This window comes from Pseudomonas fitomaticsae, assembly GCF_021018765.1.
Taxonomy (GTDB): domain Bacteria; phylum Pseudomonadota; class Gammaproteobacteria; order Pseudomonadales; family Pseudomonadaceae; genus Aquipseudomonas; species Aquipseudomonas fitomaticsae.
This window is the reverse complement of the sequence record NZ_CP075567.1, coordinates 4,926,104-4,952,645: the sequence shown is the minus strand read 5'-3', so window position 1 is coordinate 4,952,645 and position 26,542 is coordinate 4,926,104. Positions and strand designations below refer to the sequence as shown.

Sequence of the window (26,542 nt, the reverse complement as noted above, 5' to 3'; positions counted from 1 at the left end):
AAGATGAATGCGGTGTGTTCGGTTTGGTTCGAGACGGTTGATTTTCGAGACGCTCGTCAGTGATGCCAGTGGCATCAAATCTACTGACGTCCAGGGCGTTTGCTACGCAGCTGGCGCAGTTCATCCAGGCACGCCTGGGCGAGGGCAGAGGCGGGTTCGCCCTTTTTCCGAGGTTGGCGCGGGGGAGTGGGTGGCGGTTCTGCAATGGGTAACGATTCAGCTTGACCTGCCCAAGGGTGAAAATCGCCTTTGAGCGCCCGCTGGATCAGTCCCATCAGATATGCCGCGGGTTTGCGGACGCTTCCTGCCGCACATCGCGCGCCCGCTTCGTTGAGCACCGCCTGCCGATCTGCTGGTTTTAGCTTGTTCAGCGTCACGGTGACGGCCTGCCGCTCGCTCGGACTCAGGTGCAGCGGATCAGGCCAGTACAGGTTATCCACCGCTGGGGTCGCGCGCGGTACCGTACAAATACTTTCTTTTAATACAGTACAGGCGGCATTCGGATTCCGAACGCTGCCGGAAACATGGGCGTTCAGACCCGGTTCGGTATCCGAACGAGATCCCGCATGATTCCGAACGCTGTGGTCGCCACCCATTTCGGAATCGTGTAACGCTTCATCGGTTATCTGATCCCATTCTTGCGGTGTCCAGTGTTCGCCCCAGTGCTCAAATCGGGTAGGGAGTCGACCCTGATCGATATCCGTGTCTTGGCGGATTTCTTCCACAATGTGCTGCGCGACAATACGCACAGCCTTGGTTGCATGATCGAGGGCATGTCCGACTAGCTCTAGGTATTCTTGATCCAGCTCCATGGCTTCGGCGGGTGTTAACGGTTCATCGTGCAGGACATACAGAGAGCCTTGTAGGCGCCCGCTGAGTTGATCGCGGCCACGGCTCACCAAGCTGAGCCAGCGGGTCAGCCTGAGCATCGTCAAGACGCGAGCGATGGTTTCACGAGAGGCTGATACACCATAGGGTACGCTGGACAGGTAAGGTTGCAGATCTTCATAACGTGGTGTGACTACTCCCTGGCCTTGCAGCATAAGTCGAAATACTTGCCATGCATTGCGTTCCAGAGGAGTCAGCCGACAATCCAGGAGCAGGCGACGCGGCACCACTTCGTGTGATTGGCCGCTGAACAGAAAGCCAGCCTGTAGAGCCTGGTTGGAGGGTGGTTCAGTGCTCGGACGGGTAGGCCAGCGTTCACTCAACTGCTGGGTGCATTGCTGCAGAACTCGCTGCCAGCGACTGTAGGGGGCGGTTTTCATGTTCCGTTGCTGTATTGGTCGATCTGCTGCCAAACAATGGTCAAGCTGATCTGTTGCTCCTCCGCCAACATCATCATGGCGTCGAGCTGGTCCTCAGCACCGTCCTCAGCGCGTAGCTGGCACCAACGCTGCCAGAGCGCGTGTTCCTGCGCTTCACTCAAGTTCTGGGGGCGACCCTTACGGGTTTCTATCTTGAGCAGACGTCGCCGTAGGGCGGTTTCTGAATGTGCCAAGCCGAAGCACTGATACATGATGGTACTGCTGGCACCTAGCTTGAGCGCTCGGTTGATCAAGCGCTCATTCTGCTCGTCGCGTTCGGCCTGCTCGATCAAACGATGTAGCACTGGCGAATCAATTTTGACCTCAACCCAGGGGACGGTGGCATGGGCCAGGCGTGACAGCGTGGTAGGCGGCAAAGATTGCAGCAGGTAGATGTCCTCTTCGCCCAGTCCGAGTGCCTTGCAGCGTTGCAGGTTGCCCAGGCGCACCTCGTGAAGGACCTGGGTCAACATGGCCTGGTTGAGCACGTTGAAGGACAGGTTCATGGCAACTCCCTTGGTGAGTCGTCTTCAGGGGTAAGCGTTAAGTCGACCAGGCGCCGGGCTAAGCGAATGAGGCGATACAGTTTTATCAGTAGAGCGTCGGGCAATCGCTCCAATCCTACGTCCACGGCGGGACGATCTGTCAGCGGGAGTTGATAGACCCCCAATAGCAGTTGGCCGAACAGGGCTGAGGGCAATTGCTTGCGATCTTCCCAGTTCACTTCGTCTTGAGCGCGCAGTAGGGCCAGGAGCATCAGGTGAACGCCGGTTGCACGAGGCGCCGAAAGATTCAGCTGCTCCATGTTGAGGGCGAAGCCCAAACCACACTTCTGATCGATGATGCTCTCGGGATGTCCGGCATAGGCCGCCATTTCCCGAGCCAGTCCAGCAATGGAGAATCGTAGCTGCTCGGGGGTATCCAGTGTGGGGGCGATGAACCAGATATCGTCGATGGTGCAGATTTCGACGGTTGGTGCTGGTTCGGGAGCAGTGTCGCGATCAATCTGTTCGCGAATCTGTTGGACTCGTGACGTAGAGTTGACTGCAGGTGCGACATTTGTTTCGGGCAGCATGAGCTGCTCCTCTTGCGTTGTTTCGTTCTGGGTTCTGGTCTCAGTTGATTTGGGGGAGAGAGGGCCAGTTGTGGTTTCAGCGGTGTTTGGCGGGTGGCTGTTCTCTGAGGGCGTGACAGGCGTCCGGATGAGCCGTTGTGTATCGCTCAGCTCCAGAGCCAACATGCGGTAAGACTGTCCGAGTAAGCGGCTCATGCGTTCAAGCAATTCATCCTGGACTTGCTCAAGATCGAGGGAATCGGGGGCGGCATCAAATTGCCCTAAGGTGTCGAGCCAAAACTCGGGGAACGCGATGGCGTCGGTCGAATAACGATTCCAAGTTTGTTCAGCCTGGCTACGCAGAGCGATCAGGCGTTCAATTTTGGGTTTGCCCAACCCGGCATACAAGGTTTGTGGGATTGCGGGCAGTAGGTATTCGAGGGTGTCAAGCATCCGGCTGATGTGCGACTGTGAAATGGGGTAGCCCCCAGCGGCAAGACGTCGTGCCAGCTCGCGTTGCGAGAGTGTTGCTCCATCTGGTTCGAGCATGGTCTTGAGTTTGGCTACCGCCAGAGCACGTTCGATGAAGGTGAGTTGGCCGTGCAGATCGCTTTCGGCCAGATGGCCGAGCAGGGTGGTGATTTCATTGCTCCAGGGCCGGAACAGGCAATGAATGCGAAAGAAGCGCTCGTCGCGGGTTTCCTGCCACAGCTCGCCGAGAATCGCCAATCGCGTATTACCGCCGTTGCGGATGATGAAATAGTTTTCACCCGGGCGGCGGGTAATCGGCGGTGGTTGATCCAGCCCGCGCTCACGGATCGAGGCTTTTATATCGTCATAAAGTGGATTGCGGATGAAGCGTGGGTTGTGCTCGTAGGGCCGCAACTGCTCCAGCGTGACCAGCATGGGGGTGTCGATGACTGGATCGGATAGTCGCTCCAGTTCTGGACCCCGAGGAAAATGGTCCTGGTGCAGTTTGTCAGTGATCTCCTCCTGACTGAGCTTCTTCATTTGAACAGCCTCAGTTAACGCCGGTTGCGCAAATGGTCACCAATCTCGAATTTCACAATCTCGGCAGTCTCCGAACCTTCGAAGTGTTGGGACAGTTTTGCGAGAAACCGCCCCATGGCCGAGCGCCCATTTCGCAGGCGAAAGACCACGGTGCAGTATTGCTCGTCAGGCGAGTCGTGGGAGCGAAAAGTAGGCTGAATAAGGATGGGAAGTTGGTCGAGCATCAATAGACTCCTTGCCAAGTGTTGTTGGCGTTCAAATAAAAGTGATTGACGGAAGTACCTGCCTGGTCATAGATCTCATTAGACCTCTGTGCGTTTGCTCAACGTAGAGATCGCCGCGCGCCATTCTGGAAACAGTTCAATGGCCAGCGCTTGCATGGTTTGCAGCGCTGATGGCGAATGTTGTGCGCATGCCCGGCGCTGCTCGATTAAATGAACGGGCAGGCCGAGGGAGGCTGCATTGAGATAGGCCACTCGTTCTGGAACTACGGTTTCTAGGACCGAAATATTGGTCGCTCCAGTGAAGGCTGCGCGCAGGCTACGGCTGATCATTCGCGCGTCTACCCGAATGGTGTTCACCTGATTCAGCAGCAGTCGCAATGGTGGCGGGGTAATGCCCAAGTGGTGGAATGGTTGGAGTTCGCTGAGCAGCTTCAATGTGCCGCGGTGCAGTTCGCGGGCAGCGAGCATTTCCGGTGTGATGGGCGACAGTGTTAAATCGGAGGCCAGGATGGCCATCTCCAGCTGTACGCTACGTGCGCCCTGAGTATCGATCAACATCAGGTCGTAAATAGGGCGAAAGGCATCGAGGAGATTACGAAGTCGCAGCCGCCCATCAGGGGCATGTAGCAATAAGGTATTCAGTCGGCCTTGGTCATCGTTGGAAATGATCAGATCAAGGCCTGTGATTATTGTTCTGGAAACAAACTGTTCGGGCGTTCTCAAGTTGAGTGCGATGAACTCAAATACCCCGTTATCAGCTTGGTGGCTCAAGGCGTAATAGCTCGAGAGGGTAGGTTGGCCATCTAGATCGAGCAGCAGGACGCGCAAACCAGCATCCGCTAGAAGACCGCCTAGATTTGCAGCCACCGTGGTCTTACCCACGCCACCCTTGGTGGAAATGATCGATACAACACGCATGACATCAGGCCTGCTGCGCCAAGCGCTCGGTGATCCAGCGCTCGACTTCCAGAGAGTCCCAGCCAATGGCGCGCATGCCGATACGTTTCGCTTTAGGAAATTGTCCTTCCTTCATGAGGCTGTAGATGTGTGCACGTTTGAAGCCGGTTTTTCGCTCAACCTCGTCACGGCGCATGATGTGACGTTCGACCTGTGATTGAGCTTCTTCTGCGATAGGTAAGGATTGGTTGGACATGCTGTGGTCACTCCTGGCGTTTATTGGCTCATATTGGGAAGTGGCTTCAATTCAATCCCAGAAATAACCGCGCGTCATTGCACTGCAATGAGGGAGACTGCGGCGCAATCCTCTAATTTTGAGAGAGGCTACGTTTTGCAGCCGCAAATTTTTCATCAAGGGTTCTCTTCGTGATTCCGATGCAGTTGGAATGATAGGCGGTCAGGTTATCAACGATGGCTGCTTGGGATTGGAAAACCGAATGGGGTTTCCCAGCAGGAGTGCGACCTAGTAGCAGGTTAAGTAGCGCGCCAATTATATGTAGGTACACAATTTCTGTTCTGTCGCTAACCTGTTTTTTTGAATTCAACAGCTGGCTAAGTTTTTCCTTCTCTAAACCTACGGATTGTAAGTCCTTAAGCAATGACTGATATGTTTGTTCTATGGCTTCCAGTTTCAATCGCGACGCATCACGATCGGCTTGAAGTGCTAGGTAACTCTCAATGCTAATGGCTTCGCTATTGCTGGGTATATTAAAGAACAAAAATGAGGGGCGATGGTCTGGATGATAAATGGACATCCATAATTTCAGATCGTTATGTCTGATTGTGACTAGGGCGGGGTCTATTTTTGTGCCGGGCGAAACGGTAACGCCTAGCCAGCCATAGGCAAGCTCACCATTGTCGATGGCGTCATAAATCAAATCTAGGTTTTTATGAAGGCATGGCCACTGAGGAAATGTGGAATGTAGGGTGCTTGGCCAGGTGAGTGATTCTTTTAAAATAATGGTTTCGTGAGCCACCAAGTTACACCAGCGTAATGCGGCCTCAACGGGTCTATAGAAAACTTTGGAGTGTTTGTTATAGCTGGCAGGTATGTACATGAGAACGCTCCTTTTCTCTACTGGTCTGGCGGTCGCCATCTGTCCTATTGGCGGCTAGGGTTGGAAACTAAATATACATCTTGTCGAGGGACACTTACTCCATTTTAGCCACTTTCAGAAATTGGTTGAAAAAATGATATGTAAGAGAGTTTTCGTACGTTAATCTCAATTGTTTAAAAGGCCAATTGAAAATTGAATGGCTCGATGCCACATAGCTGAGAGTCCTAGTTGTTGCCGATCAGGATCATTGGGTGAACTGGTTAGTAAGATGACCTCCTTTCAGCGCCTGATAAAGGGGCTTGGTTTGATTGCTCTCATTAGTCGTAAGGCCGACGACTATAAGTGCTCAATAAATGCATTCAAGAGTTTATTCTTACAGCCCCAGGCGTCATTCCGCACCACTTACTAAATGCACGATTAAAAGCAGCTTCGGATCCGTAGTTCGAGCACTTTGCAATTTTGGCGATGCTAAGCGAAGTGTTCGTCAATAATTCGCTGGCGCGTGATAACCGGATATGAGTGACAAACTGCCGTGGTGTCATACCCATGAATGCTGAAAATCGGGTGTTCAACGCAGATTTACTTAGATGTGCAATTTCTTGCAGTTCCTCTAATTTCCATTTCTGTTTGGGGTTTTTTAGAATTGCCGCTGTTACTCGTGCAATGGCGGGATCAACTAAACCTTTGTAGATCGAACCACTTTGTTTTTGCGAGGTTACCTCCTTGAGAACAATGGTCAGCAGCGCTTCGGTGAGGCGGATGGTAATGGGCTGTGCTATGAGATGGTCGCTTCGCTGCATATCGAGCTCATCGAAAATAGCATTAAAAAAAGCCCGATGTTGGTTGGCGAACTTACTAAGAAGTACAGGGCCAGGGAGGCAGTTTATGAGGAGAGCAGGCAGTTGTTTATCTATGAACATGACGATCATACGCAGCCTAAATAATTCGCCACCTCCACCGTGAGAAATCCGTTGCTTCAGCAGACGCATCAAAGACGGCCGGCCCTCAGCGTCAGTCACGTGAGGCTCAACCTGTTCTCTGAGCAAGTCAAGAACATCAATGCACGGTGTGTTCGATGGATTGGTGAATTGATGGCGCATTCGACGAGGTACGATAAGAACATCTCCCTGAGAGAAGGCCAATGGGGTTCTGCCTGCTTCGAAAGAAACTTCACAGCTACCGTGGTAAGCCTCGTAGATGACGAACGTATCAGCGCCATAAGAGATATCAACACCGAATGGAGATGATAAATCGGCATAGCCAGGCAAAGCCCCGGAGAGATGTACCGAGCGAAGGAGATAATCTATTGCGCAAGCTGGTTGGTATCGGGCTGGGTTAGAAAGTGACCAGATTACATTATCGCCATCTCTGAATAATTCGCTATCGGCGTTATTTCTTCCATTGAAAAAAGTCGATGTCGATTGAGCCATACGCTTTCTCCGACAGCGTTTAAGAAATGCTGAGTGCAATATGTTTAGCTGTTCTTGTCTTTGCCAATATCAAATTAAACTAGATTCAATCCCGCGTCATTGATTGTTTTTTCTTATGTATTGACCGTTTGGCACTGAAAACGTGCGTGCCAGACATTTGGCTCGGACGGCGGTGCTGCCGTGCCTTTGTGCGTTGACGGTTTCTGAGTGGCTAACTGCTATCTCTATCGTCTAAGCAACGAACTAAAGAGTATAAGTGAGTCAGTATCGAAGCATGTTTTTTTATGCCATAAAAACTGGCCTGGTAGGTCTAATAGTTGAGCTAAGTCTCTCAAGCTACCCAATCCAATCATGGTAGCAGGGTGCCCATCAGGCCAGAGCATTTAAATCGGCCAGCTACTTACAAATGCAGCGCGATGGCTTCACTGAAAAAATCCCGGGACATTCCTGTCTCCGGGATTTTCGTTGTAGCGCAGTGTTGATGGAGCTTACGTCGGTTCGTTAGATCCCTGCTGCCAGCGGGAATAATCCCAGCAGCAAGCAAGCGAGCAGAATGAGGAAGCTCAGCGCAAACGCCCATTTCATGGTGTATTTCTGATGGTCGCTGAACTCCACGCCGGCCAGGCCGCAGAGTAAGTAGGTCGAGGCTACAAGCGGGCTGAGTAGATGGACCGGTTGACCCACCAGCGAAGCGCGCCCGATTTCCGCGTGAGTGATGCCATACACCTCGGCAGCCTTGGCAAGGACCGGCAAGACACCGTAGTAGAAAGCATCGTTAGACATAAAGAACGTGCCCGGAATACTCGCCAACGCGGTAATCGGTGCCATGTAAGGGCCCCAAGTCGCTGGCAGCATTGCCAAGAAGCTCGCCGACATCGCATTGACCATGCCGGTGCCGGAAAGGATGCCTGCCAGGATACCGGCTGCCAGGAAGATTGCGATTTGGTTCAAAGCGGTCGGAGCGTGCGCGGAGATCCGGCGACGCTGATCATTCATGTGCGGATAGTTGATCACCAGGGCAATGGAGAACGCGACCATGAACAGGATGGAAAGTGGCAGCACTTCTGTTACCAAGCCAGCCATCAAACCTATCGTCAAGCTGGCGTTCAACCAGAACAGTTTTGGACGACGCAGTTCGGCATTTTCGTCCGACATGGAGGGCAGACCCCCATCGTTGTCATCGTCAAAGACAGTGGCGGCGGCACCTACCGACAAGCGCAGTTTGCCCAAACGCTGACGTTCGCGAATACCGATGAAATAGGCCAGTGCAAGGACGCCCAGGAAACCTACCACCATGACCGGAATAAGCGGGATAAACAGTTCGGACGTATCGACTTGCAAGGAGGCTGCGGCACGTGCCAATGGACCGCCCCACGGCAACAGATTGGTCACGCTCGCGGCCAGAATGACGACGCAAGTGAGCGACAGTGGCTCGAGTCGCAGGCGCTTGAATAGCGGCAGCATCGCAGTGACGGTGATCATGTATGTCGTTGAACCGTCGCCGTCCAGTGATACTAGGCCGGCTAGTAGTGCTGCAAACACGACGGCCTTCATTGGGTCGCCGTTGATCAACTTGATGAACTTGCGAATGATCGGATCGAACAGACCCGTATCGAACATCACGCCGAAGTAGAGGATCGCGAACATCACCATGACTGCTGTCGGAGCTACTTTTTTCAAACCCTCGATCATCATGTCGCCCATATCCGGGCCAAATCCCGCCAGGAGAGCGAACACGATCGGGACGGTTGTCATCGCTACCAACGGTGACAACCGCTTGGTCATGATCAGTGCCATAAAGGTCACGATCATGCCGTAGCCGAGTATTGAGAGCATTTGTATCACCTTGACGTAAAGTACAATTATTTTTATGGGATCTGCGCTTAATGCGCATCAAGGTTCCCGCTGCATTTTCGGTCTGATCCAGCGGGTTGCCGCTGAGTCTCACACGAGTGTCAACTCATGTGAAGGCCACCATTGAGCGAGAAGTCGGCACCGTTCGCGTATCCAGCCTCTTCGGATGCAAGCCAGGCACACACGGCGGCAATTTCTTCAGGTGTTCCAAGACGTCGTGTCGGAATGTCCTGGATGATGCGGTCCATGACGTCAGCGGTCGTGATGGACTTTAGCTTGGCTGTCGCAATGTAACCCGGGGACACAGTATTCACCGTAACGCCGCAGGGTCCGACTTCTCGTGCTAGAGCGCGAGTGAAGCCTCGGATTGCGGATTTAGCGGTGGAGTAGTTGACCTGTCCCACGTGACCCAACTGGGCGTTGACCGACGAGATATTGATGACCCGTCCCCAGCCCCTCTCAACCATGCCATCGATAACCTGTTTGGTTACGTTGAATAGTGAATTGAGGTTGGTATCGATGACGGTGCTCCAATCGTTGGGCTGCATGTCATGGAACATAACGTTTCGGGCAGTACCGGCGTTGTTGACGAGCACATCCACGGGCCCGACATTTTTTTTGATCTGTTCAAAAGCCTGTCGGCAAGAGTCCCAATCAGCAACACTTCCTTCCGAGGCAATGAAGGTAAAGCCAAGCGCCTTTTGTTGGGCCAGCCAGGTGTCCTTCAGTGGGGAATCAGGCCCGCAGCCCGCAACGACGGTAAATCCGTCTCGCGCCAGGCGCTGGCAGACTGCTGTGCCGAGGTTGCCCATGCCAGCAGTAACAAAGGCGATTTTCTTGGTCATGCGTTAACTCCTGTTGTGTTTTTTGTGGGGAGCATTGCGTGCAACCTTCAAGGGCTACTGGTTCCTAATAAACCTCACTACAAATTGTTTTGCAAGGTAACGCAGTACAATTTCTGTAAAAAGAAACGATTTCTTACCAGCGGTCATCTTCTGGCGGAGTGGGTTTCATGACCTTCCATAGGTCATCGAGCCCGTCGACCGTGGAGACTTGAGGGCGATACTCGCATCCTACCCAACCTTGATAAGCGTGATCCTCAAGCAGGGACAGCAATTTGCGAAAGTCGATGTTACCGGTACCGGGTTCATTGCGACCCGGGAAGTCGGCCACTTGGATATGACTCACCCGCGGCCACCATTGATTCAGTTTTCGCAGGCAGTCCTCGCCAAGAAGCTCTGTGTGATAGGTGTCCAGGATCAGGCCCAGGTTAGGGATCGTCTCAAGCATTTGCTCGGCGAACTCGAAGCGGCTCATGAGGTAGCCTGGAACCTCATTTGAACTGATGACTTCAATCAAGGGTTCAATACCTTCGTCGGCCAGGAAGTCTGCCGCATACCTCAGGTTGCGCCGGTAAAGGCTGCTGTCGGCAGTCACCCCGAGGTCAGCCAGTGACACACCGGACATCAGGTGAAGCATTCTGCAGTCCAGGATCTTGGCGTATTGGACGGCGTGGGTAAGCTCTGCCAGGAACTCCTGCTTCGAGGCACAAATGCCGGTGGTCCCCCTGGTAGAACCAGCAGGTGCGGAAAATTGCACCATCTCCAGCTGATATTCATCGAGAAGCTCCGCAATCTGCGTCGCTTCGTATTCATAGGGCGAGGGGAACTCGACCGCTCGAAAGCCTGATTTTGCGGCCGCACGGAACCGCTCCAAAAAGGGCAGTTCTGTGAACTGGAAGCCAATGTGTGCGTTTAACTTGATCATGCCTTGCTCCGGAAATCGGGATGACTGCTTCAAGCGTTCAGCAGGCCACGCAGCTTCAGTACAGCGCTGTCAGGCGTGGTCAGTACGGGACGGTCACTCGCCTGGCTGGCCTGTTGTGCTGCGCTGGTCATCGAGAATTGGGCGAAACACAGCAGTTCGCTGTTCGTCAGCGTTCGCGCCGAATCGGCGATCAGCGCATCATGGCGATCAACGTTACCGTTGCGCAGTTCATCGAATGCTCCAGGGCAGACGTGGGTAGTCAGTTCCAGCGCCACGCCTTTGTGCTGCGCATAACGTTGGAATTCTTCAGTCATTGAAGCGATGGCTGGCTGAAAGGTCGCCACGATGGTGATCCTTGGCGTGCGCTCAATGGCTTGTTCGATCATGGCTTCGTTCGGCTTGAGGATGGGAATGCTCAGGGAGCGTTTGCACAGGTCTATGGCATCACCGAATGCCGAGCAGGTGAACAAGATCGCGTCAGCCCCCGATTGTGCGGCATAGGTGGCGAGTTTCAAGAAGCGCTCGTTCAACGCCGGGGTAAGCTCACCGGCGTCTGCCAGATCGCCGGAAAGCGAGTCTTCCAACAGATTGACCAGCTTGGCCTCGGGCCAAAGCCGTGTGAAAGCTTCAGTTATGGGAGCAATCGATACCGGTGTTGCATGGATCAAATAAATGCGTGGCGCGGTCATGACGTACCTCAGGTAGTGGTCGATCAAGTGGGTGGCCGGTGATATGGCGGCATCTCAGCGGCGTGTTGATGTGCAATAGGTGTGTTATTTTTGGTCGCAGATGAGCAACGCTCTACCCCAGTAATCCTCGCAATTGACGCCATCTTTCTCGGATAGCCGTTTCCATGAATTCAGCAGAATCGATTCCTCAACCACCATTGGCGGGCGAACAATCCAAAATGAAGCCCAAGATAAAAAAAGATCTTGCGGAGCAGTTGGCTCCCAAGATCATTGATATGGCCAGAGCCAGGTCGATGCGCGCCGGTGATCCACTGCGCGAGGAGTCTTTCGCCAAGGAACTGGGGGTTTCCCGTTCGCCGATACGTCGAGGTTTTGCTTTGCTGGCTGAGTTGGGGCTTGCGACCAAAGAACCGAATCGGGGCTATTTCCTGACGGCTGACGCGCGAGGAATCGATAGCCGTAAGCTCCCCCTGGAGGTCGACCCGTTTGAAGACTTTTACTTGCGCGTTGTCGACGACGTACTTCGCGGCGATATCCCCACGACGTTTTTTGAAGCCGAGTTGATGCGCAAGTATGAGGTGCCGAGAGGGCAGCTCATGAAGGTGCTGAACCGACTGGCGAATGAGGCGATGATTGAGCGCAAGCCAGGGCAGGGGTGGGAGATCAACAGCTTTCTGCATGACTCCAAGGCGCACATCCAGAGCTACCGTTTTCGAATGGCGATCGAGCCTGCGGCCGTATTGGAGCCCGGCTACGAGGTGGACAAAGCCGCGTTTGCAAAGGCCCGGGAGATTCAGCAAAAGATGTTGGATGGCGATATTTTCAGCCTTTCGCGATCGCAGCTCTTTCAAGTCGGTGCGCAGCTTCATGAACTGGTGGTCCGTTGCTCGGGCAACGCTTTTTTTCTCGAAGCTATCCGTCGGCAAAACCAGCTGCGTCGATTCATGGCCTACAAGGCCAACGTGGATCGGCCTCGGTTGATCAACCAGTGTAAAGAACACATCCATCTTCTGGATCTCATTGAAAGTGGACAGCGAGAAGCGGCTGCGGATTTTCTACGTAATCACCTCGATGTCGTCGGCCGGCAAAAAACTGACAAAGAGGCCAAGGATGAGCTGGAACACCAGCGCAGCCTTGAGGTCTCGGTTATCAGTTAGTGCGCGGCTCGTTCAGCAACACCACGCCGTCATCATCACCGTATAACTGATCGCCATCAGCGATGGCGTGTCCGGCGAATTCCACCGTAACCGCAATCTGCCCCTCATTACGCTTGATGGTCTTACGCGGCGAGGTGCCCAGCGCCTTGATGGCGATAGGCATAGTGCGCAGGACCGCTTTGTCCCGGATGTACCCGTAGATCAGAACGCCGACCCAACCGTTTTTCACCAGGTCTGCTGCGATCACATCGCCGAACAGCGCGTAGCGATCGCTCCCCCCACCATCGACAACCAATACCCTGCCGTGACCAGGCAGGCTGCTTATCTCCTTGATCCTGGAGTTGTCTTCGAAGCATTTGAGGGTGAAGGCGCGCCCCTCAAAATCATTCCTGCCGCCAAAATCAGTGAAAATCGGTGTCAGAACACGGACGGTGTCTGGGTATTGGTCGCACAAGTCAGAGGTTTTGACTGTCATGGGCTGAGTCTCCGGGCTCGCTTATAGGATGGCTGCGTTAGCGTAACGGTTGCACAAATTGTATATTCATGCAATAAAATGCAATATGTAGGCGTCGAAGTGATGCCGCTCCGTGAAGGTCGGACGACTGGAGAGCGATCGCTACCGACTTCGCTTTGTCGATATTGTACTTTGTGTTTACGATATACATAAACAAGGGCGGTGCCCGGTGTACCGCAAATAAATCAGTTCAAACAACAAGCAAGGGGTGTGCGATGCGTATTTTGGTTCTTCCTGGTGATGGTATTGGTCCGGAAATCGTGGAGTCGTCGATGTCGGTCCTGCGAGCCGCCAACAGAAAATTCGATTTGGGCCTGGAATTCGATTACGACGACGTCGGTTTCACTAGCCTTGAAAAGTACGGCACCACCTTGCGTGAAGAGGTGCTGGAAAAGGCCAAGGGCTACGGCGGCATCATCCTGGGCACACAGTCCCACGCCGATTATCCGGTGCCGGAGAAGGGCGGCCGTAACGTCTCCGCCGGCTTCCGCATTGGCCTGGACCTGTATGCCAACGTGCGTCCTGCGCGTACCCGTCCGTTCCTGACGTCGAACATGAAGGACGGTAAGACGATGGACCTGGTCATCATGCGCGAAGCGACGGAAGGCTTTTACCCGGACCGCAACATGAGCCGCGGTTGGGGTGAAGTAATGCCCACGCCTGACATGGCACTGTCGACCCGCAAGATCACCCGCCATTGCAGTGAGCGCATCGCTCGTCGCGCCTTTGAGCTGGCCATGAAACGTGGCAAAAAGGTCACCGCCATTCACAAGGCCAACAGTTTCCACATGACCGATGGCCTGTTTCTGGAATGCGTGCGCAACGTGGCCAAGGACTTCCCTGAAGTCGCGCTGGACGACCTGCTGGTCGATGCCTCGACAGCTCACCTGGTGCGTAACCCCGAGCGCTTTGACGTGCTGGTCGCGACGAACTTCTACGGCGACATCATCAGCGACCTGGCGAGTGAGTTGTCCGGCAGCCTGGGGCTCGCTGGTTCGATGATGGCCAGCGACATTCATTGCTGCGCGCAGGCCCAGCACGGTTCTGCGCCTGATATTGCTGGCCAGGACAAGGCCAACCCGGTGTCGATGATTCTTTCGGTGGGCATGCTGCTGCAATGGATGGGCGAGCACCATGATAAACCGGCCTTGATCGATGCCGGTCTGGAAATGGACAAGGCCGTCGATGCCGTGCTGAAGAACCCTGAGCAGCGTACACCGGACCTGGGTGGTTCGTTTGGCACCAAGGCCTTTGGCGAAGCGGTTGCCAAGGTCATCCTGGGCTGATCGGTGCGGGCGGCATGCCAGTCATGCCGCCCATTGTCCGGAGAGTTGCTGGATCAATAACAAGAGAGTGCCTGTTCTTCCTTGAGGTAACCAGGGGAGGGGCGCGAGGAGAGAACAGTGAGTCAATTACTACTCGGCTGCATCGCTGACGACTTTACAGGCGGTACTGACTTGGCCAGTACGCTGGTAAGAGGTGGGATGCGTACACTGCAAGTCATCGGAGTACCCGAGGGACCCTTTCCGGGTGACATTGATGCGGTGGTGATTGCCCTGAAAAGCCGCACCGTCAGTCCCGAAGAGGCTGTCGCTCAATCGCTCGAAGCGCTGGAGTGGTTGCGCGCGGCGGGTTGCCAACAATTTTTTTTCAAGTACTGCTCGACGTTTGATTCGACCTCCCGGGGCAATATTGGCCCTGTCGCTGACGCCCTCGCGAATGCCTTGGGTGTTTCCTTCGCAGTGGCATGTCCTGCATTTCCGGAAAACAAACGCACGATTTTTAACGGCCACTTGTTCGTCGGCGAGCAGTTGTTGAGCGAGTCCGGCATGCGCAATCATCCGTTGACGCCCATGACCGATTCCAATCTGGTGCGAGTGCTGCAACAACAGACACGTAAGCCAGTAGGGCTCGTTGCGCATTCGGTCGTGAACAAAGGCGCACAAGCCATTTCAACGGCCTTCAAAAACCTTGTGGCCCAAGAGCGGGGCTATGCCATTGTCGATGCGATCGATGATGAGGATCTGTATGCGATCGGTAAGGCCGTTGCGGACCATAAACTGGTTACCGGTGGCTCCGGCGTGGCGCTGGGGCTGCCCGATAATTTTCGTCGTGCAGGTTTGCTCGGCGACTGCGCCGCCGCCTCGGTGCTGCCCGCCATCCAGGGGCTGGGCGCGGTTGTTTCCGGCAGTTGTTCAGTGGCGACCAACAGCCAGGTCGAACACTGGCAAAAAACGCATCCGAGCTTTTCACTTGATCCGCTGCTTTTGGCCAACGGTCACGATCAAGTCGCAGAAGCGCTTGGGTGGGCCAAGGCGCTGATTCAAAAAGGCCCCGTCCTGATTTACGGGAGTGCACAGCCAGAGAAGGTCAAGCTTGCTCAACAGAAGCTCGGTGTCGAAGCTGCTGGTCAGCTCGTGGAAGATGCCTTGTCCGCTGTTGCGGTTGGCCTGTACGAAATGGGCGTGCGCAAACTGGTGGTGGCCGGTGGCGAAACTTCCGGTGCGGTGGTCAAGGCGCTTCAGGTCAAGGCGTTGAGGATCGGCGCAACGATTGACCCGGGTGTGCCGTGGACGCTCGGCTTGCGGGATGACCCGATTGCGTTGGCGCTGAAATCCGGAAACTTCGGTACGGTAGATTTTTTCGAGAAAGCATTGGCCTGCGCGCCGTAATTGGCCCGCTCAGAGCGTCCTCCTGGCAAGCACATTTTTGAGCTTGGGTTGGAGGAGGGCGCTGACGACTGGCGCTTACGCGTCCTTTTTCGATATTGGAAGTACGCCTTCACCCAAGATAATAAAAATAAGGATAAAGAAGTGCTCAAACCATCCAATCGTCGTCAATTCATAAAAAATCTCGGCAGGCTGGGCGGGTTGGGATTCGCGGCGGCCCATATGCCTTACGGCTTTGCCGATGAAGCCTATCCTTTCAGCAGCGGCACTCAGTCGCCACGCTTGCGTGTCCCCCCGCTGTCCTGTGATTCCCACCATCACATCTATGATCGGGCGTTCCCTTACTACGATGATCGAAATCTTCCCAGCGCAAGCGTGGAAGACTACCGACGTATTCAAGCTCGACTGGGGTTGACCAGGAGCGTTGTGATTCAGCCATCGTCCTACGCTACCGACAACCGTTGCATGCTGGCCGCGTTAGCCAAGCTTGGCCGGCAGTCACGAGGCGTCGCGGTTGTGGATGACAAGGTCGAGGTCAGTGAGTTGCGTCGCCTGCATGAGCTCGGTGTTCGAGCGATTCGGTTCAACCTTGGAACGGGAAGCGCCACCACTGTCGAGATGATTGAGCCTCTGGCAAAACGGATTGCAGACCTGGGGTGGCATATTGAGGTCCACACGCGGCCAGACGAATTGATCCAGTTGGAGGCGTTGTTGTCTCGCTTGCCTGTTCAAATCGCATTTGATCATTTCGGTCGAATCCCGTTGCCGGACTGGAACGATCATCCTGTGTTCAAAATGATTGCTCGATTGGTTGATCGGGATCGGGCCTGGGTAAAGGTCTCAGGCGCTTATCAGGATTCGGTATTGGGCGGCCCTGATTACGATGATGTCAAAAGCTTGGCCAGGGAAATGATTGCATTAGCGCCGGAACGCGTGGTCTGGGGCACCGATTGGCCTCATCCGAGCCTGCAGTCGAAGAAAAAACCGATGCCCGATGACGCGTCGATGTTTGATTTGTTGCAGGTGTGGGCACAGAGCGACGCCATGATTGAAAAAATTCTCGTTGATAACCCGGCCAAACTCTATGGTTTTTGATCGGAGGCAAAAAAGGGCGCTTGACGCCCTTTTTGCTGGTCCGATGAAGGTTCAGGAGTGCGTGGTAATCCCTTCAGCTTTAGTGTGGCTTTGAGCGACCTGAAGAGGATATGGCTGCGTTTCGACCTCCGGATCTGGCTCGACATATTCGCCACGCAGGACCTGGTTCATACGGTCCGTGTCCAATGCACCTTCCCATTTCGAGATCACGATCCCGGCCACGGCGTTGCCAATGATCGATGTGACGGCTCGCGCTTCGCCCATGAATCGGTCGATGCCTACCAGCAACGCAATGGCGCTGAGCGGCAGTACATGGACACTCGCCAGGGTGGCTGCCAAGGCGACAAATCCACCGCCGGGTACGCCGCTCATGCCTTTGGATGTGAATAGACCGATTGCCAGTACCGTCAGCTCCTGGGAGAGCGTAAGCGGAGTGTTGGTTGCCTGCGCAATAAAGATCACGGACATGGTCAGGTAAATACAGACACCATCCAGATTGAAGGCATACCCAGTCGGTACGACAAGGCCTACCACGCTTTTCTGGCAGCCCAGCTTCTCCAGTTTTTGCAGCAGTCCCGGCAGTGCCGGCTCCGCGCTGGCGGTTCCCAGAGTGATCAAAAGCTCAGTCTTCAGGTAGCTTAAAAAGACGAAGATGTTCACGCCGCACACTTTCAAAATGAGGCCCAGAATCCCAAAAATGAACAGGATGCAGGTGGTGTAGAACGCCATCATCAGGTAACCGAGCGTCGCCAGGCTCCCGACTCCGTATTTGCCGACAGTGAATGCAATGGCGCCGAAAGCGCCGATGGGCGCGAATTTCATGAGGTAGCCGATGATGGAAAATAGCGTAATTAGCCCTTGGTCGATGACATCCACAAAAGTGGCCACTCGTTTTCCACCTTGTGCCAATGCCACGCCAAAGAGTACGGCGAGGAACACAACTGGCAGGATATCTCCATTCACGAAAGCACCCATCACCGAGTCAGGAATGATGTGCAGGAAAAACTCTCGCAGTGACTGCTCACCGGCAATCTTTGCATAGCCGGCCACCGCTGACATGTCCAGACTCTTGGGGTCGATGTTCATGCCTGCACCCGGTTGCATCAGGTGTGCGACGACCAGGCCGATAACGAGTGCTGCGGTGGTTACGATTTCGAAATATAGCAATGCCTTGGCGCCCACCCGGCCTACCGAGCGGATGTCACCCATTCTGGCGATACCTACCACCACCGTAGCGAATACGACAGGCGCTACGACCATCTTGATCAATTTAATGAAGACATCGCCCAGCACTTTCATTTCCACGGCTGCTTTGGCATCAAAGAGCGCGAAAAGGGTGCCGAGGATGACGCCGAGCAAGACTTGGATGTAGAGGGGCTTTAGCGGGCGTAGCAATGCTGTTTTCATGGAGGAACTCCTGACGTTTGGAGCCGAAGGCCCCTAATTGTTGTTGTCGATCTACACGAAGGGAGGTTTTCCTCGTGCGACGAACGTCGTGTGAGCGTGCTTAAATTGATCCTTATCGCAACAAAATACAATTCGTTTTTTGGCAAGCTGAGAGAGGTGGTGATTTTTTGGCCGGAAAGGGTGCAAAAGAAATTGCAATAATTGTATATTTATGCAATAAAATGCAATTCTTTGAGGTTGAAAACAGCACCGCGACGCAAAAATCTAGGCGAACAGGAAGCGATCATTAAGGACTTTCGCTCCGCTGGTATTGTATTTTGTATTTATGATGTACATAAAGTGAGGGCGGTACCGGTGCGCCGCTCCAAGAAATCAGACAAACAACAAGCAAGGGGTGTGCGATGCGTATTTTGGTTCTTCCTGGTGATGGTATTGGTCCGGAAATCGTGGAGTCGTCGATGTCGGTCCTGCGAGCCGCCAACAGAAAATTCGATTTGGGCCTGGAATTCGATTACGACGACGTCGGTTTCACTAGCCTTGAAAAGTACGGCACCACCTTGCGTGAAGAGGTGCTGGAAAAGGCCAAGGGCTACGGCGGCATCATCCTGGGCACACAGTCCCACGCCGATTATCCGGTGCCGGAGAAGGGCGGCCGTAACGTCTCCGCCGGCTTCCGCATTGGCCTGGACCTGTATGCCAACGTGCGTCCTGCGCGTACCCGTCCGTTCCTGACGTCGAACATGAAGGACGGTAAGACGATGGACCTGGTCATCATGCGCGAAGCGACGGAAGGCTTTTACCCGGACCGCAACATGAGCCGCGGTTGGGGTGAAGTAATGCCCACGCCTGACATGGCACTGTCGACCCGCAAGATCACCCGCCATTGCAGTGAGCGCATCGCTCGTCGCGCCTTTGAGCTGGCCATGAAACGTGGCAAAAAGGTCACCGCCATTCACAAGGCCAACAGTTTCCACATGACCGATGGCCTGTTTCTGGAATGCGTGCGCAACGTGGCCAAGGACTTCCCTGAAGTCGCGCTGGACGACCTGCTGGTCGATGCCTCGACAGCTCACCTGGTGCGTAACCCCGAGCGCTTTGACGTGCTGGTCGCGACGAACTTCTACGGCGACATCATCAGCGACCTGGCGAGTGAGTTGTCCGGCAGCCTGGGGCTCGCTGGTTCGATGATGGCCAGCGACATTCATTGCTGCGCGCAGGCCCAGCACGGTTCTGCGCCTGATATTGCTGGCCAGGACAAGGCCAACCCGGTGTCGATGATTCTTTCGGTGGGCATGCTGCTGCAATGGATGGGCGAGCACCATGATAAACCGGCCTTGATCGATGCCGGTCTGGAAATGGACAAGGCCGTCGATGCCGTGCTGAAGAACCCTGAGCAGCGTACACCGGACCTGGGTGGTTCGTTTGGCACCAAGGCCTTTGGCGAAGCGGTTGCCAAGGTCATCCTGGGCTGATCGGTGCGGGCGGCATGCCAGTCATGCCGCCCGTTGCCCGGAGTGTTGCAAGACCAAAACAAGAAACGTTGGGGACATTCAAGTTGATCAATGAATTCGAGAAGGCAGTGGTCCATGCGCCATGATCTGCTCAGCCTGGAGATCTTCATGGCGGTGGCGGAGCAGCGGAACCTGACAAAGGCGTCGCAACTCTGCCATTTGGCGACGTCCGCGGTGAGTAAGCGGATCAGCGAGCTTGAAGAGAAGGTCGGTTCGCCTCTGTTCGTTCGTTACCCTCGTGGCATGGAGCTGACTCCCGCAGGGCAGTCGCTTCGTCATTACGCGCTGCAGGTCAATGAAACGTTGCAGAAGATGGATCAGGAGCTGAGTGAATACGGCGCTGGCATCAAAGGCCATGTTCGCTTGCACGCGATTACATCCGCGTTGGCGCAACAGTTGAGCCTGGACATCGGCTCGTTCCTCGAAACCTATCCCGATATCAAGTTTGACATTGAGGAGCGCGTTGGCGCTGCGATTGTGCGAGCTGTCTCGGATGGGCGGGCGGATGTTGGCATCATCGCCGAACAAACGCCCTCCCTTGGGTTGGAAACACTGGCCTATCGTACGGATGAATTGGTGGTCGCGGTTCCTGAGCACCATCTACTGGCGGGGCAGGCGCAGGCCAGTTTCGAGCAGACGTTGCACTATGAGTTCATCGGTCCTCACGTAGAAAGCTCGGTACACCGGCTGCTGACTGAACAGGCCGAATTATTAGGCAAAACGGTCAGGCAGCGAGTTCGTGTTTCCAGTTTTGAATGCATGTGCAGGATGGTTTCAACCAATCTGGGCATCTGTATCTTGCCCCGTGATGTGTTGCGTCCTTACCTGCGTCCCTTTCATTTGCAGGCTGTCATGCTAGCCGAGCCCTGGGCCAAGCGTCAGTTGCAAGTCGTCGCTCGACGATTTGAAGGTCTTCCCCCTACTGCCCGTGCGTTCGTCGCGCACTTGACCGCGTAACAGGCGCGGTTAACGCGCCTGTTCGCCTTGCGAGGTGAGTTCATGTTTATTTACGTAGGCTGCCGTACCACTCGTGAAAGAAATGCTCGCGGTGATGGTATCAACGTTTACAGCGTGGATGCTCACACAGGCTGCCTGAGCCATGTGCAGCTGGTTGATGGGTTGATTAACCCCTCGTTCCTGGCCATCAGCAAACAACAGGACTTTCTGTATTGCGTCCATGGCGATACAGATCAGGCCAGCGCATTCGGGATTCACTCCGACGGCACACTGAGTTATCTCAATAGCCAAAATACCCACGGTCACAATCCTGCTCATCTGGCAATTTCGCCGGACGGCGGTTTTCTCGTAGTGAGCAATCACTACAGTGGTTCGGTCGTTGTTCTACCGATCCTCGCTTCGGGTGAGTTGGGTGAACTCTGTGATCAGGTGTCGACTGACGGGCCGATCGGACCCCATCGAGTGGAGCAAAAAAATCCGAAACCACATTTCAACCCATTTGATCCCAGCGGAAGATTTGTGCTCGTTCCGGACAAGGGGCTGGATCGGATTTTCACTTATCGATTCGACTCTCCATTGGGTAAGTTGCTGCCGGCAGCCTACCCGTTTATCGCCACGCGTAAAGGCGCGGGTCCGCGTCACGTCGCATTCCATCCAGGGCTGCCGGTTGTCTACTCGGTCAATGAGCTGGATTCGACTGTCGGTACCTATCGTTTCGACAGCCAAACCGGGGAGCTCAAGCCACAACAGGTGATCTCGGCGTTGCCTGATTCCTTTACTGGCGACAGCACGGCCGCTGAGATCGAGGTGGATGGGGCTGGGCGCTTCCTGTATGCCTCGAACAGAGGCAGTGACACGATTGCTCTCTTCAGCATCGACCCGCAGTCGGGTTGGCTGACATTCAAGTCGGCGACGCCGACGGAAGGCCGGACGCCACGGTTTTTTGCATTGTCACCCGACGGGCAATTCATGTACGTCGCCAATGAGGACAGCGATACGATCGTGGTTTTCAGGGTTGATCCAACGACAGGTGCCCTGACCTCCACAGGTGAGGTCATTGAGACAGGCAGCCCAGTGTGTATGGTTTTTGGTAGCCAGAAGGCATGAAGACGGTTTTCACTTCCATGCGATTGTGGTGGGCTACGCCCGTCGTTGGTATTGCTGGGGCTCTGATTGCCAGCTCTCTCAATTGGCCGCTCCCTTGGATCATTGGATCGATGTTGGCGGTGATCCTGGTGCGTTGCCTGGGCTGGCGCGTGGGGGAGATTCCTTATGGGCGTCTGACTGGCCAGTGGATGATCGCGACATCCATTGGGTTGCACTTCACGCCTGTGGTGCTTGAGCAGATCGTGGGGCATTTCGCGATGATGTTGTTTGCGGCGTTTCTGACCCTGTGTCTCGCACTGCTCGGCATAGAATTCATGCGGCATCGGGGCATGGACCTGACGACCGCTTTTTTTGCGTTCATGCCGGCTAACTTTTCAGAAATGATTCAATTAGGGATCAGGCACAAGGCCAACGTCAGCCAGATCGCCGCGGCTCATAGTGTGCGTCTGGTGTTGATTGTGCTCTGTGTGCCGCCCGCGATGTTTTTTACCGCGCGAATCTCTCCGACGGCGGTTCATGCTCGTTTGCCGAGTGATTGGTATTGGCTCCTCCCGCTGTTGATAGGCGGAGCGCTGACCGCGATGATCTGGAAGCGCTGCAAATTACCGAACCCTTGGATGTTTGGTCCGATGGCGCTGTGTGCCTTGTTCACTGCCAGCTTCAATTTACAAACAGCGCTGCCCGTGCAGCTCAGTCATTACGGCCAGCTAATGATCGGATGCGCCCTCGGTGGGTATTTTGATCGTCAATTCTTCCGAGCTTCACCAACCTTCCTGCTCAAGGTATCGCTGTTCACCCTGGCGATGATCGGCTGCACCCTGGTCCTGGCGCTTGGTATCGGGTACTGGCTGGGCTTTCCGGTGATGACGCTGGCATTGGGCATGATGCCCGGCAGCAGTACGGAGATGTACCTGACTGCCGAAGCTCTGAACTTGGGAGTCGGCATTGTCACGGCAATGCAGATCATGCGTTTGGTGGTGGTGATGCTGTGTGCTGAGCCAGTGCATAAAGCGTGGTTGAAACACCTTCGTCGTTGAGTGGGCAATTGCGTTTCAACCGACCATGGGCGAAGTGTCAATGGCCTTGCAAGGGGGCAACCGTGACGTCGCTCTGACCGCTGTCGTCGAGAGCCTTGCGGACGAAGCCGTTGGCTTTCTGTTCCTCCAGAAACGCCCTGACGTAGGCTGCACCTGCGATGCATTGCACGGGAACGCCCATCGCTTGGCGAATCGAGGTGAAGTATCCCTCAAGCACGCGCAACTCGCTGTTGGCTTCGGCAACTTTGAGCAGTGGCTGACGTACACCCGCCGCCGCGTCCAGACCTTCGTCCAGAAACAGGTCTACCGCGCCTGCGGAGGTCGGCGCACGGACGAGCGATGCATGTTGCTGGGTTCGGCTCAGGTATAAATCGTAAGCCGCACCCTGGCCGACGGCGATCCGCACACCCGGTTGATCGAGATCCTCCATCTTCAGGAACGCAGAGTCGTTCTTGACCAGGTAGGTGCCTTCGATGATCACGTACGGTTCACTGAAGGCGACCTGGGCTTCGCGCACGGGCTCGATGGCCAGGAACGCAACGTTCCATTGCTGCTGCGCCAAGGCCTCAAACACCTTGCCGGCGGCGTCATACGTGACGAGCTCAACCGGGACGCCCAGTTGCCTGCCCAGCTCCACGGCCAGGTTCACGGAAACCCCTTGAGGCTGTCCTGTTTCGGCATTGCGCTGTGCAAGCACCGGGTTGCCAAAGTTGATGGCGGCTCTGAGCACGCCAGTCGGTGCGAGATCATTCAGGGCTTCTGCGCTAGGGGTGGACATACAAGGGTCTCCAGGGAAGATGTCATCGGCTCTGAGAGTAGGGAAGTGCGTCGCATCTGACAATTTCAGGCTCATCAAGTCAGCGTTCTCCGTTGACGAACGCAGGCTTGCCCAACGCTCAATTTTACTCAGGCCGGTCATTGGTTAGGCTGGGGCCAATTGAACGACCCCTTAGAGTCGTTTGTTCATGCTCTCAACCAGTGAATGACATCCATGATTTCAGCCGCCGATGCACGTCATTTAAACCATCTTCAAGTGGGTGACATTCGTTACGCCTACGTGGATCTGCACAAAATACTGAGCCGAGACGAACTCTCTAGCTTGCCCTATTCGATTCGTATCCTGTTGGAGAATGTGGCTCGTTGCTCGCCGGCGGCGCTGGATGGATTGATCGCCTGCATACGGGACGGCGCACCCGCCTGCGAAGTGCCGTTCTATCCCAACAGGTTGATGTTCCACGACACTACCTGTCTGCCGGCGCTGGCCGATTTCGCCGGCATGCGGGATATGGTGGCTGAAATGGGTGGCGCGCCCCAGACCATGAATCCTATGATTCCGGCGGTGTTGGTCATTGATCACTCCGTGATTGTCGAGCGCTATGCCGAGCCAGATGCCGTCGAGAAGAACCTGGACATCGATTATCGGCGAAACACCGAGCGTTACGAATTCATCAAGTGGGCACAAAAGAGCCTGACGAATTTCAAGGTCGTGCCACCTGGCACCGGGATCATCCACCAGGTCAACATGGAGTCACTGGCCACCGTGGTCTGGGAAGGCCGGACCGCCGATGGCCAGCCGCTGCTACATCCTGACGACATCGTGGCAACCGATAGCCACACACCCATGATCAACGCCATTGGTGTGCTGGGCTGGGGCGTGGGGGGGCTGGAGGGGCAGGCAGCCATGCTGGGCGAGCCGGTGCCGATCAGCTTTCCTGAAACCGTTGGCATCCGCTTGAGCAATGAACTGCGACCCGGGGTGACCGCCACCGACTTGGCATTGCGCATCACCCAGATACTTCGTGCCAAAGGCGTGGTGGGCAAATTCGTCGAATTCTGCGGCCCCGGCCTGTCGAAACTCGGCTGGGCGGCACGAGGCACATTGTCGAACATGGCCCCTGAGTACGGTGCCACGGTCGTGTTCTTCCCGTTCGACGACAGCACGATGGAGTACATGCACCTGACGGGGCGCAGCGAGGAGACCATCGCGCGCATTCAATTCTACCTTGAGGCGCAAGGTCTATGGCGCCAGGACTCACTGCCAGAGCCGCACTTCGATGATCTGATCGAACTGGATCTTGGAGTCATCGAGCCCAGTGTCGCCGGGCCGCATCAGCCCCATCAGTGGCGCAAACTGTCGGATGCTGCGCCATCTTTCCGGCAAGAGATCCTGGGTGAGCGGGAGGGCGTCATTGCCCGCTCCTCGGACCATGACGCCGAGTACTTCGAGCCTTCGTTCGGTCAGGCATTGATGCATGGCGCCATCTCTCTGGCCGCGATCACCAGTTGTACCAACACCGCCAATCCAAGCCAGATGATCCAGGCTGGATTGCTGGCTCGTAACGCCCAGCGGCGTGGTTTACGCAGCAAGCCGTGGGTCAAGACTTCGCTATCGCCAGGCTCGCGGGTGGTGGCCGATTACCTAGAGAAAGCGGGCTTGCTGGGTGACTTCTCGGCCTTGGGTTTTGACTTGGCCGGGTTCGGCTGCATGACCTGCATCGGTAACTCGGGCAGCCTCGAAGAGCACATGGAGCGCTTTTCGGACCAGGGGCTCAAGACGGTGGTGGTGTTGTCCGGTAATCGTAACTTCGAGGGACGGGTCAATCCGCGCGTGCAGGTCGGTTACCTGGCTTCGCCGGCGCTGGTCGTTGCCTACGCCTTGGCCGGCACGATCAATATGGATATCCAGAACGAACCGTTAGGACAAGATGCGGCGGGGAATGACGTTTATCTGCATGAGCTGATGCCGACTGAAGAGCAGATTCAGGCACTGGTCAGCCAGACCGTCCGCCCTGAGCTGTTCCGCAAGCGCAACGCGATGCTGTGGGACGGCACTCACCACTGGCAGGCGCTGTCGGCCAGTGGCAGTGTGCAGTTCCCTTGGGCTCCGAATTCGACTTATTTGCGCCGACCTGTTTATCTGCAAAACGTCAAACCCCAGGATAGCGCCGAGCTGTCGATTCAAGGTGCGCGGGTGTTGATGGTACTGGGTGACAACGTCACCACCGACCACATCTCGCCTGCCAGTGCGATTCCTCTCGAAAGCCAGGCCGGGCGGTGGTTGATTGAGCGCGGGGAAAATCCCGAGGACCTCAATCAATACTCGACTCGCCGCAGCAATCACGAAGTGATGATGCGCGGCGCGTTCGTCAATCGGGCGGTGAAGAATCAGCTACTGGAGCGGCAACCCGGGGAGGGGGGATTTGCCCTGGCCTACGACGGTTCTGTACAACGGGTATACGATGCGGCGCTAAGCTATGTCGCCAGGGATGTTCCTCTGGTGATCTTTGCCGGGTTCAACTACGGGGCGGGTTCCAGTCGTGACTGGGCCGCCAAGGCGCAAGCCACGCTGGGTGTCAAAGCTGTCATCGCGCAGAGTTTTGAGCGCATCCATCGCAGCAACCTCATTGGTATGGGTATCTTGCCCATCACGTTTGCAGAGACTGCCAATGTCACGAGTTTGCAACTGAGGGGCAATGAATCACTGGAATTCGGCGGGCTGGACGCGTTGCGGGTGGGTGCGAATCCGGTGACCCTGACGATCAATCGCGCTGACGGAGGGCAGACTTCAGCGTCGTTGGTCCTGCAACTGGATTCCCAGCAGGAAATTCTGTACTTGAAGGCGGGCGGGATTCTGCCGTATGTCGTGCGCAAGGTCGTTGCGCAAGCCACGGTTTTAAACCTATAGCGGTCTTGAAACACTGCTGTGGTCAGTGTTTGAAGGCCGCGTTGACAGGTGG

24 protein-coding genes are annotated in these 26,542 nt (G+C 55.3%); 9 read left to right on the top strand and 15 right to left on the bottom strand.

The window, feature by feature from the left end:
• Nucleotides 1-80 precede the first annotated feature (80 nt).
• The 12 genes from KJY40_RS22335 to KJY40_RS22280 form a co-directional block, all read right to left on the bottom strand.
• Complete coding sequence (locus KJY40_RS22335) at nt 81-1,268, bottom strand: STY4528 family pathogenicity island replication protein (protein ID WP_230732918.1); 1,188 nt, start codon at nt 1,266-1,268, stop codon at nt 81-83.
• The gene (locus KJY40_RS22330; protein ID WP_230732915.1) at nt 1,265-1,813 is read right to left on the bottom strand and encodes a DUF2857 domain-containing protein; all 549 of its coding nucleotides are present in this window, start codon (nt 1,811-1,813) and stop codon (nt 1,265-1,267) included. The genes KJY40_RS22335 and KJY40_RS22330 overlap by 4 nt, the downstream gene beginning before the upstream one ends.
• Complete coding sequence (locus tag KJY40_RS22325) at nt 1,810-3,372, bottom strand: ParB family protein (RefSeq protein WP_230732913.1); 1,563 nt, start codon at nt 3,370-3,372, stop codon at nt 1,810-1,812. Before KJY40_RS22325 ends, KJY40_RS22330 begins: the two co-directional genes overlap by 4 nt.
• Nucleotides 3,373-3,386: 14 nt before the next feature.
• A complete protein-coding gene (locus KJY40_RS22320; RefSeq protein WP_230732911.1) occupies nt 3,387-3,596 on the bottom strand; it encodes a hypothetical protein in 210 nt (69 codons plus the stop codon).
• Nucleotides 3,597-3,674: 78 nt separating this feature from the next.
• Nucleotides 3,675-4,514, bottom strand: a complete 840-nt coding sequence (locus KJY40_RS22315) for a ParA family protein (protein WP_230732909.1) — start codon at nt 4,512-4,514, stop codon at nt 3,675-3,677.
• A gap of 4 nt (nt 4,515-4,518) precedes the next feature.
• Entirely contained in the window at nt 4,519-4,749 is a 231-nt protein-coding gene (locus tag KJY40_RS22310) for an AlpA family phage regulatory protein (RefSeq protein WP_230732907.1), read from the bottom strand.
• Nucleotides 4,750-4,861: 112 nt separating this feature from the next.
• Entirely contained in the window at nt 4,862-5,611 is a 750-nt protein-coding gene (locus KJY40_RS22305) for a hypothetical protein (RefSeq protein WP_230732906.1), read from the bottom strand.
• A 359-nt stretch (nt 5,612-5,970) separates the two neighbouring features.
• On the bottom strand, nt 5,971-7,041 hold the full coding sequence (locus KJY40_RS22300; protein WP_230732904.1) for an AraC family transcriptional regulator: 1,071 nt from the start codon (nt 7,039-7,041) through the stop codon (nt 5,971-5,973).
• A gap of 501 nt (nt 7,042-7,542) precedes the next feature.
• Nucleotides 7,543-8,904, bottom strand: a complete 1,362-nt coding sequence (locus KJY40_RS22295; RefSeq protein ID WP_342593402.1) for a CitMHS family transporter — start codon at nt 8,902-8,904, stop codon at nt 7,543-7,545.
• Nucleotides 8,905-8,996: 92 nt separating this feature from the next.
• Nucleotides 8,997-9,740, bottom strand: a complete 744-nt coding sequence (gene phbB, locus KJY40_RS22290) for an acetoacetyl-CoA reductase (protein ID WP_230732901.1) — start codon at nt 9,738-9,740, stop codon at nt 8,997-8,999.
• Between the two features lie 133 nt (nt 9,741-9,873).
• A complete protein-coding gene (locus tag KJY40_RS22285) occupies nt 9,874-10,662 on the bottom strand; it encodes a hydroxypyruvate isomerase family protein (protein ID WP_230732899.1) in 789 nt (262 codons plus the stop codon).
• 29 nt (nt 10,663-10,691) lie between these two features.
• The gene (locus KJY40_RS22280) at nt 10,692-11,351 is read right to left on the bottom strand and encodes an aspartate/glutamate racemase family protein (RefSeq protein WP_230732897.1); all 660 of its coding nucleotides are present in this window, start codon (nt 11,349-11,351) and stop codon (nt 10,692-10,694) included.
• Nucleotides 11,352-11,569: 218 nt separating this feature from the next.
• Between KJY40_RS22280 and KJY40_RS22275 the strand changes: the two genes are divergently transcribed.
• On the top strand, nt 11,570-12,508 hold the full coding sequence (locus KJY40_RS22275) for a GntR family transcriptional regulator (protein WP_230737743.1): 939 nt from the start codon (nt 11,570-11,572) through the stop codon (nt 12,506-12,508).
• On the opposite strand, the gene rraA is transcribed toward KJY40_RS22275, so the two are convergent.
• Nucleotides 12,501-12,983, bottom strand: coding sequence for a ribonuclease E activity regulator RraA (gene rraA, locus KJY40_RS22270; protein ID WP_230732894.1), 483 nt, complete (start codon nt 12,981-12,983; stop codon nt 12,501-12,503). The genes KJY40_RS22275 and rraA overlap by 8 nt on opposite strands.
• Nucleotides 12,984-13,237: 254 nt before the next feature.
• On the opposite strand from rraA, the gene KJY40_RS22265 reads away from it, so the two are divergent.
• The 3 genes from KJY40_RS22265 (at nt 13,238) to KJY40_RS22255 (ending at nt 16,786) form a co-directional block, all read left to right on the top strand.
• A complete protein-coding gene (locus KJY40_RS22265) occupies nt 13,238-14,308 on the top strand; it encodes an isocitrate/isopropylmalate dehydrogenase family protein (protein ID WP_264302532.1) in 1,071 nt (356 codons plus the stop codon).
• Nucleotides 14,309-14,425: 117 nt separating this feature from the next.
• A complete protein-coding gene (gene otnK / locus KJY40_RS22260) occupies nt 14,426-15,694 on the top strand; it encodes a 3-oxo-tetronate kinase (protein ID WP_230732893.1) in 1,269 nt (422 codons plus the stop codon).
• A gap of 141 nt (nt 15,695-15,835) precedes the next feature.
• Nucleotides 15,836-16,786 carry an amidohydrolase family protein gene (locus KJY40_RS22255; protein ID WP_230732890.1) on the top strand — a complete coding sequence of 317 codons (951 nt, stop codon included), beginning with the start codon at nt 15,836-15,838 and terminating at the stop codon, nt 16,784-16,786.
• 51 nt (nt 16,787-16,837) lie between these two features.
• On the opposite strand, the gene dctA is transcribed toward KJY40_RS22255, so the two are convergent.
• Nucleotides 16,838-18,193, bottom strand: coding sequence for a C4-dicarboxylate transporter DctA (gene dctA, locus KJY40_RS22250; RefSeq protein WP_230732888.1), 1,356 nt, complete (start codon nt 18,191-18,193; stop codon nt 16,838-16,840).
• Between the two features lie 401 nt (nt 18,194-18,594).
• Between dctA and KJY40_RS22245 the strand changes: the two genes are divergently transcribed.
• The 4 genes from KJY40_RS22245 (at nt 18,595) to KJY40_RS22230 (ending at nt 22,805) form a co-directional block, all read left to right on the top strand.
• Nucleotides 18,595-19,665, top strand: coding sequence for an isocitrate/isopropylmalate dehydrogenase family protein (locus KJY40_RS22245; protein WP_264302532.1), 1,071 nt, complete (start codon nt 18,595-18,597; stop codon nt 19,663-19,665).
• A 114-nt stretch (nt 19,666-19,779) separates the two neighbouring features.
• The gene (locus KJY40_RS22240) at nt 19,780-20,661 is read left to right on the top strand and encodes a LysR family transcriptional regulator (RefSeq protein WP_230732884.1); all 882 of its coding nucleotides are present in this window, start codon (nt 19,780-19,782) and stop codon (nt 20,659-20,661) included.
• Between the two features lie 42 nt (nt 20,662-20,703).
• Entirely contained in the window at nt 20,704-21,768 is a 1,065-nt protein-coding gene (locus KJY40_RS22235) for a lactonase family protein (RefSeq protein ID WP_230732882.1), read from the top strand.
• A complete protein-coding gene (locus tag KJY40_RS22230; protein WP_230732880.1) occupies nt 21,765-22,805 on the top strand; it encodes an AbrB family transcriptional regulator in 1,041 nt (346 codons plus the stop codon). The genes KJY40_RS22235 and KJY40_RS22230 overlap by 4 nt, the downstream gene beginning before the upstream one ends.
• 37 nt (nt 22,806-22,842) lie before the next feature.
• Here KJY40_RS22230 and KJY40_RS22225 read toward each other — a convergent pair whose 3' ends face one another.
• Nucleotides 22,843-23,583, bottom strand: a complete 741-nt coding sequence (locus KJY40_RS22225) for an ABC transporter substrate-binding protein (protein ID WP_230732878.1) — start codon at nt 23,581-23,583, stop codon at nt 22,843-22,845.
• Nucleotides 23,584-23,796: 213 nt separating this feature from the next.
• Between KJY40_RS22225 and acnA the strand changes: the two genes are divergently transcribed.
• On the top strand, nt 23,797-26,490 hold the full coding sequence (acnA, locus tag KJY40_RS22220) for an aconitate hydratase AcnA (protein ID WP_230732876.1): 2,694 nt from the start codon (nt 23,797-23,799) through the stop codon (nt 26,488-26,490).
• Nucleotides 26,491-26,542 lie beyond the last annotated feature (52 nt).

Excerpts from the sequence above, each read along its gene's own strand:
- KJY40_RS22240 (WP_230732884.1), top strand. The coding sequence starts at position 19,780 with ATGCGCCATGATCTGCTCAGCCTGGAGATCTTCATGGCGGTGGCGGAG.
- KJY40_RS22330 (WP_230732915.1), bottom strand. The coding sequence starts at position 1,813 with ATGAACCTGTCCTTCAACGTGCTCAACCAGGCCATGTTGACCCAGGTC.
- KJY40_RS22280 (WP_230732897.1), bottom strand. The coding sequence starts at position 11,351 with ATGACCGCGCCACGCATTTATTTGATCCATGCAACACCGGTATCGATT.
- dctA (WP_230732888.1), bottom strand. The coding sequence starts at position 18,193 with ATGAAAACAGCATTGCTACGCCCGCTAAAGCCCCTCTACATCCAAGTC.
- phbB (WP_230732901.1), bottom strand. The coding sequence starts at position 9,740 with ATGACCAAGAAAATCGCCTTTGTTACTGCTGGCATGGGCAACCTCGGC.
- KJY40_RS22245 (WP_264302532.1), top strand. The coding sequence starts at position 18,595 with ATGCGTATTTTGGTTCTTCCTGGTGATGGTATTGGTCCGGAAATCGTG.
- KJY40_RS22325 (WP_230732913.1), bottom strand. The coding sequence starts at position 3,372 with ATGAAGAAGCTCAGTCAGGAGGAGATCACTGACAAACTGCACCAGGAC.
- KJY40_RS22305 (WP_230732906.1), bottom strand. The coding sequence starts at position 5,611 with ATGTACATACCTGCCAGCTATAACAAACACTCCAAAGTTTTCTATAGA.
- KJY40_RS22315 (WP_230732909.1), bottom strand. The coding sequence starts at position 4,514 with ATGCGTGTTGTATCGATCATTTCCACCAAGGGTGGCGTGGGTAAGACC.
- acnA (WP_230732876.1), top strand. The coding sequence starts at position 23,797 with ATGATTTCAGCCGCCGATGCACGTCATTTAAACCATCTTCAAGTGGGT.
- KJY40_RS22235 (WP_230732882.1), top strand. The coding sequence starts at position 20,704 with ATGTTTATTTACGTAGGCTGCCGTACCACTCGTGAAAGAAATGCTCGC.
- KJY40_RS22225 (WP_230732878.1), bottom strand. The coding sequence starts at position 23,583 with ATGTCCACCCCTAGCGCAGAAGCCCTGAATGATCTCGCACCGACTGGC.
- KJY40_RS22320 (WP_230732911.1), bottom strand. The coding sequence starts at position 3,596 with ATGCTCGACCAACTTCCCATCCTTATTCAGCCTACTTTTCGCTCCCAC.
- KJY40_RS22310 (WP_230732907.1), bottom strand. The coding sequence starts at position 4,749 with ATGTCCAACCAATCCTTACCTATCGCAGAAGAAGCTCAATCACAGGTC.
- KJY40_RS22285 (WP_230732899.1), bottom strand. The coding sequence starts at position 10,662 with ATGATCAAGTTAAACGCACACATTGGCTTCCAGTTCACAGAACTGCCC.
- rraA (WP_230732894.1), bottom strand. The coding sequence starts at position 12,983 with ATGACAGTCAAAACCTCTGACTTGTGCGACCAATACCCAGACACCGTC.
- KJY40_RS22230 (WP_230732880.1), top strand. The coding sequence starts at position 21,765 with ATGAAGACGGTTTTCACTTCCATGCGATTGTGGTGGGCTACGCCCGTC.
- KJY40_RS22300 (WP_230732904.1), bottom strand. The coding sequence starts at position 7,041 with ATGGCTCAATCGACATCGACTTTTTTCAATGGAAGAAATAACGCCGAT.
- KJY40_RS22335 (WP_230732918.1), bottom strand. The coding sequence starts at position 1,268 with ATGAAAACCGCCCCCTACAGTCGCTGGCAGCGAGTTCTGCAGCAATGC.
- KJY40_RS22275 (WP_230737743.1), top strand. The coding sequence starts at position 11,570 with ATGAAGCCCAAGATAAAAAAAGATCTTGCGGAGCAGTTGGCTCCCAAG.
- KJY40_RS22265 (WP_264302532.1), top strand. The coding sequence starts at position 13,238 with ATGCGTATTTTGGTTCTTCCTGGTGATGGTATTGGTCCGGAAATCGTG.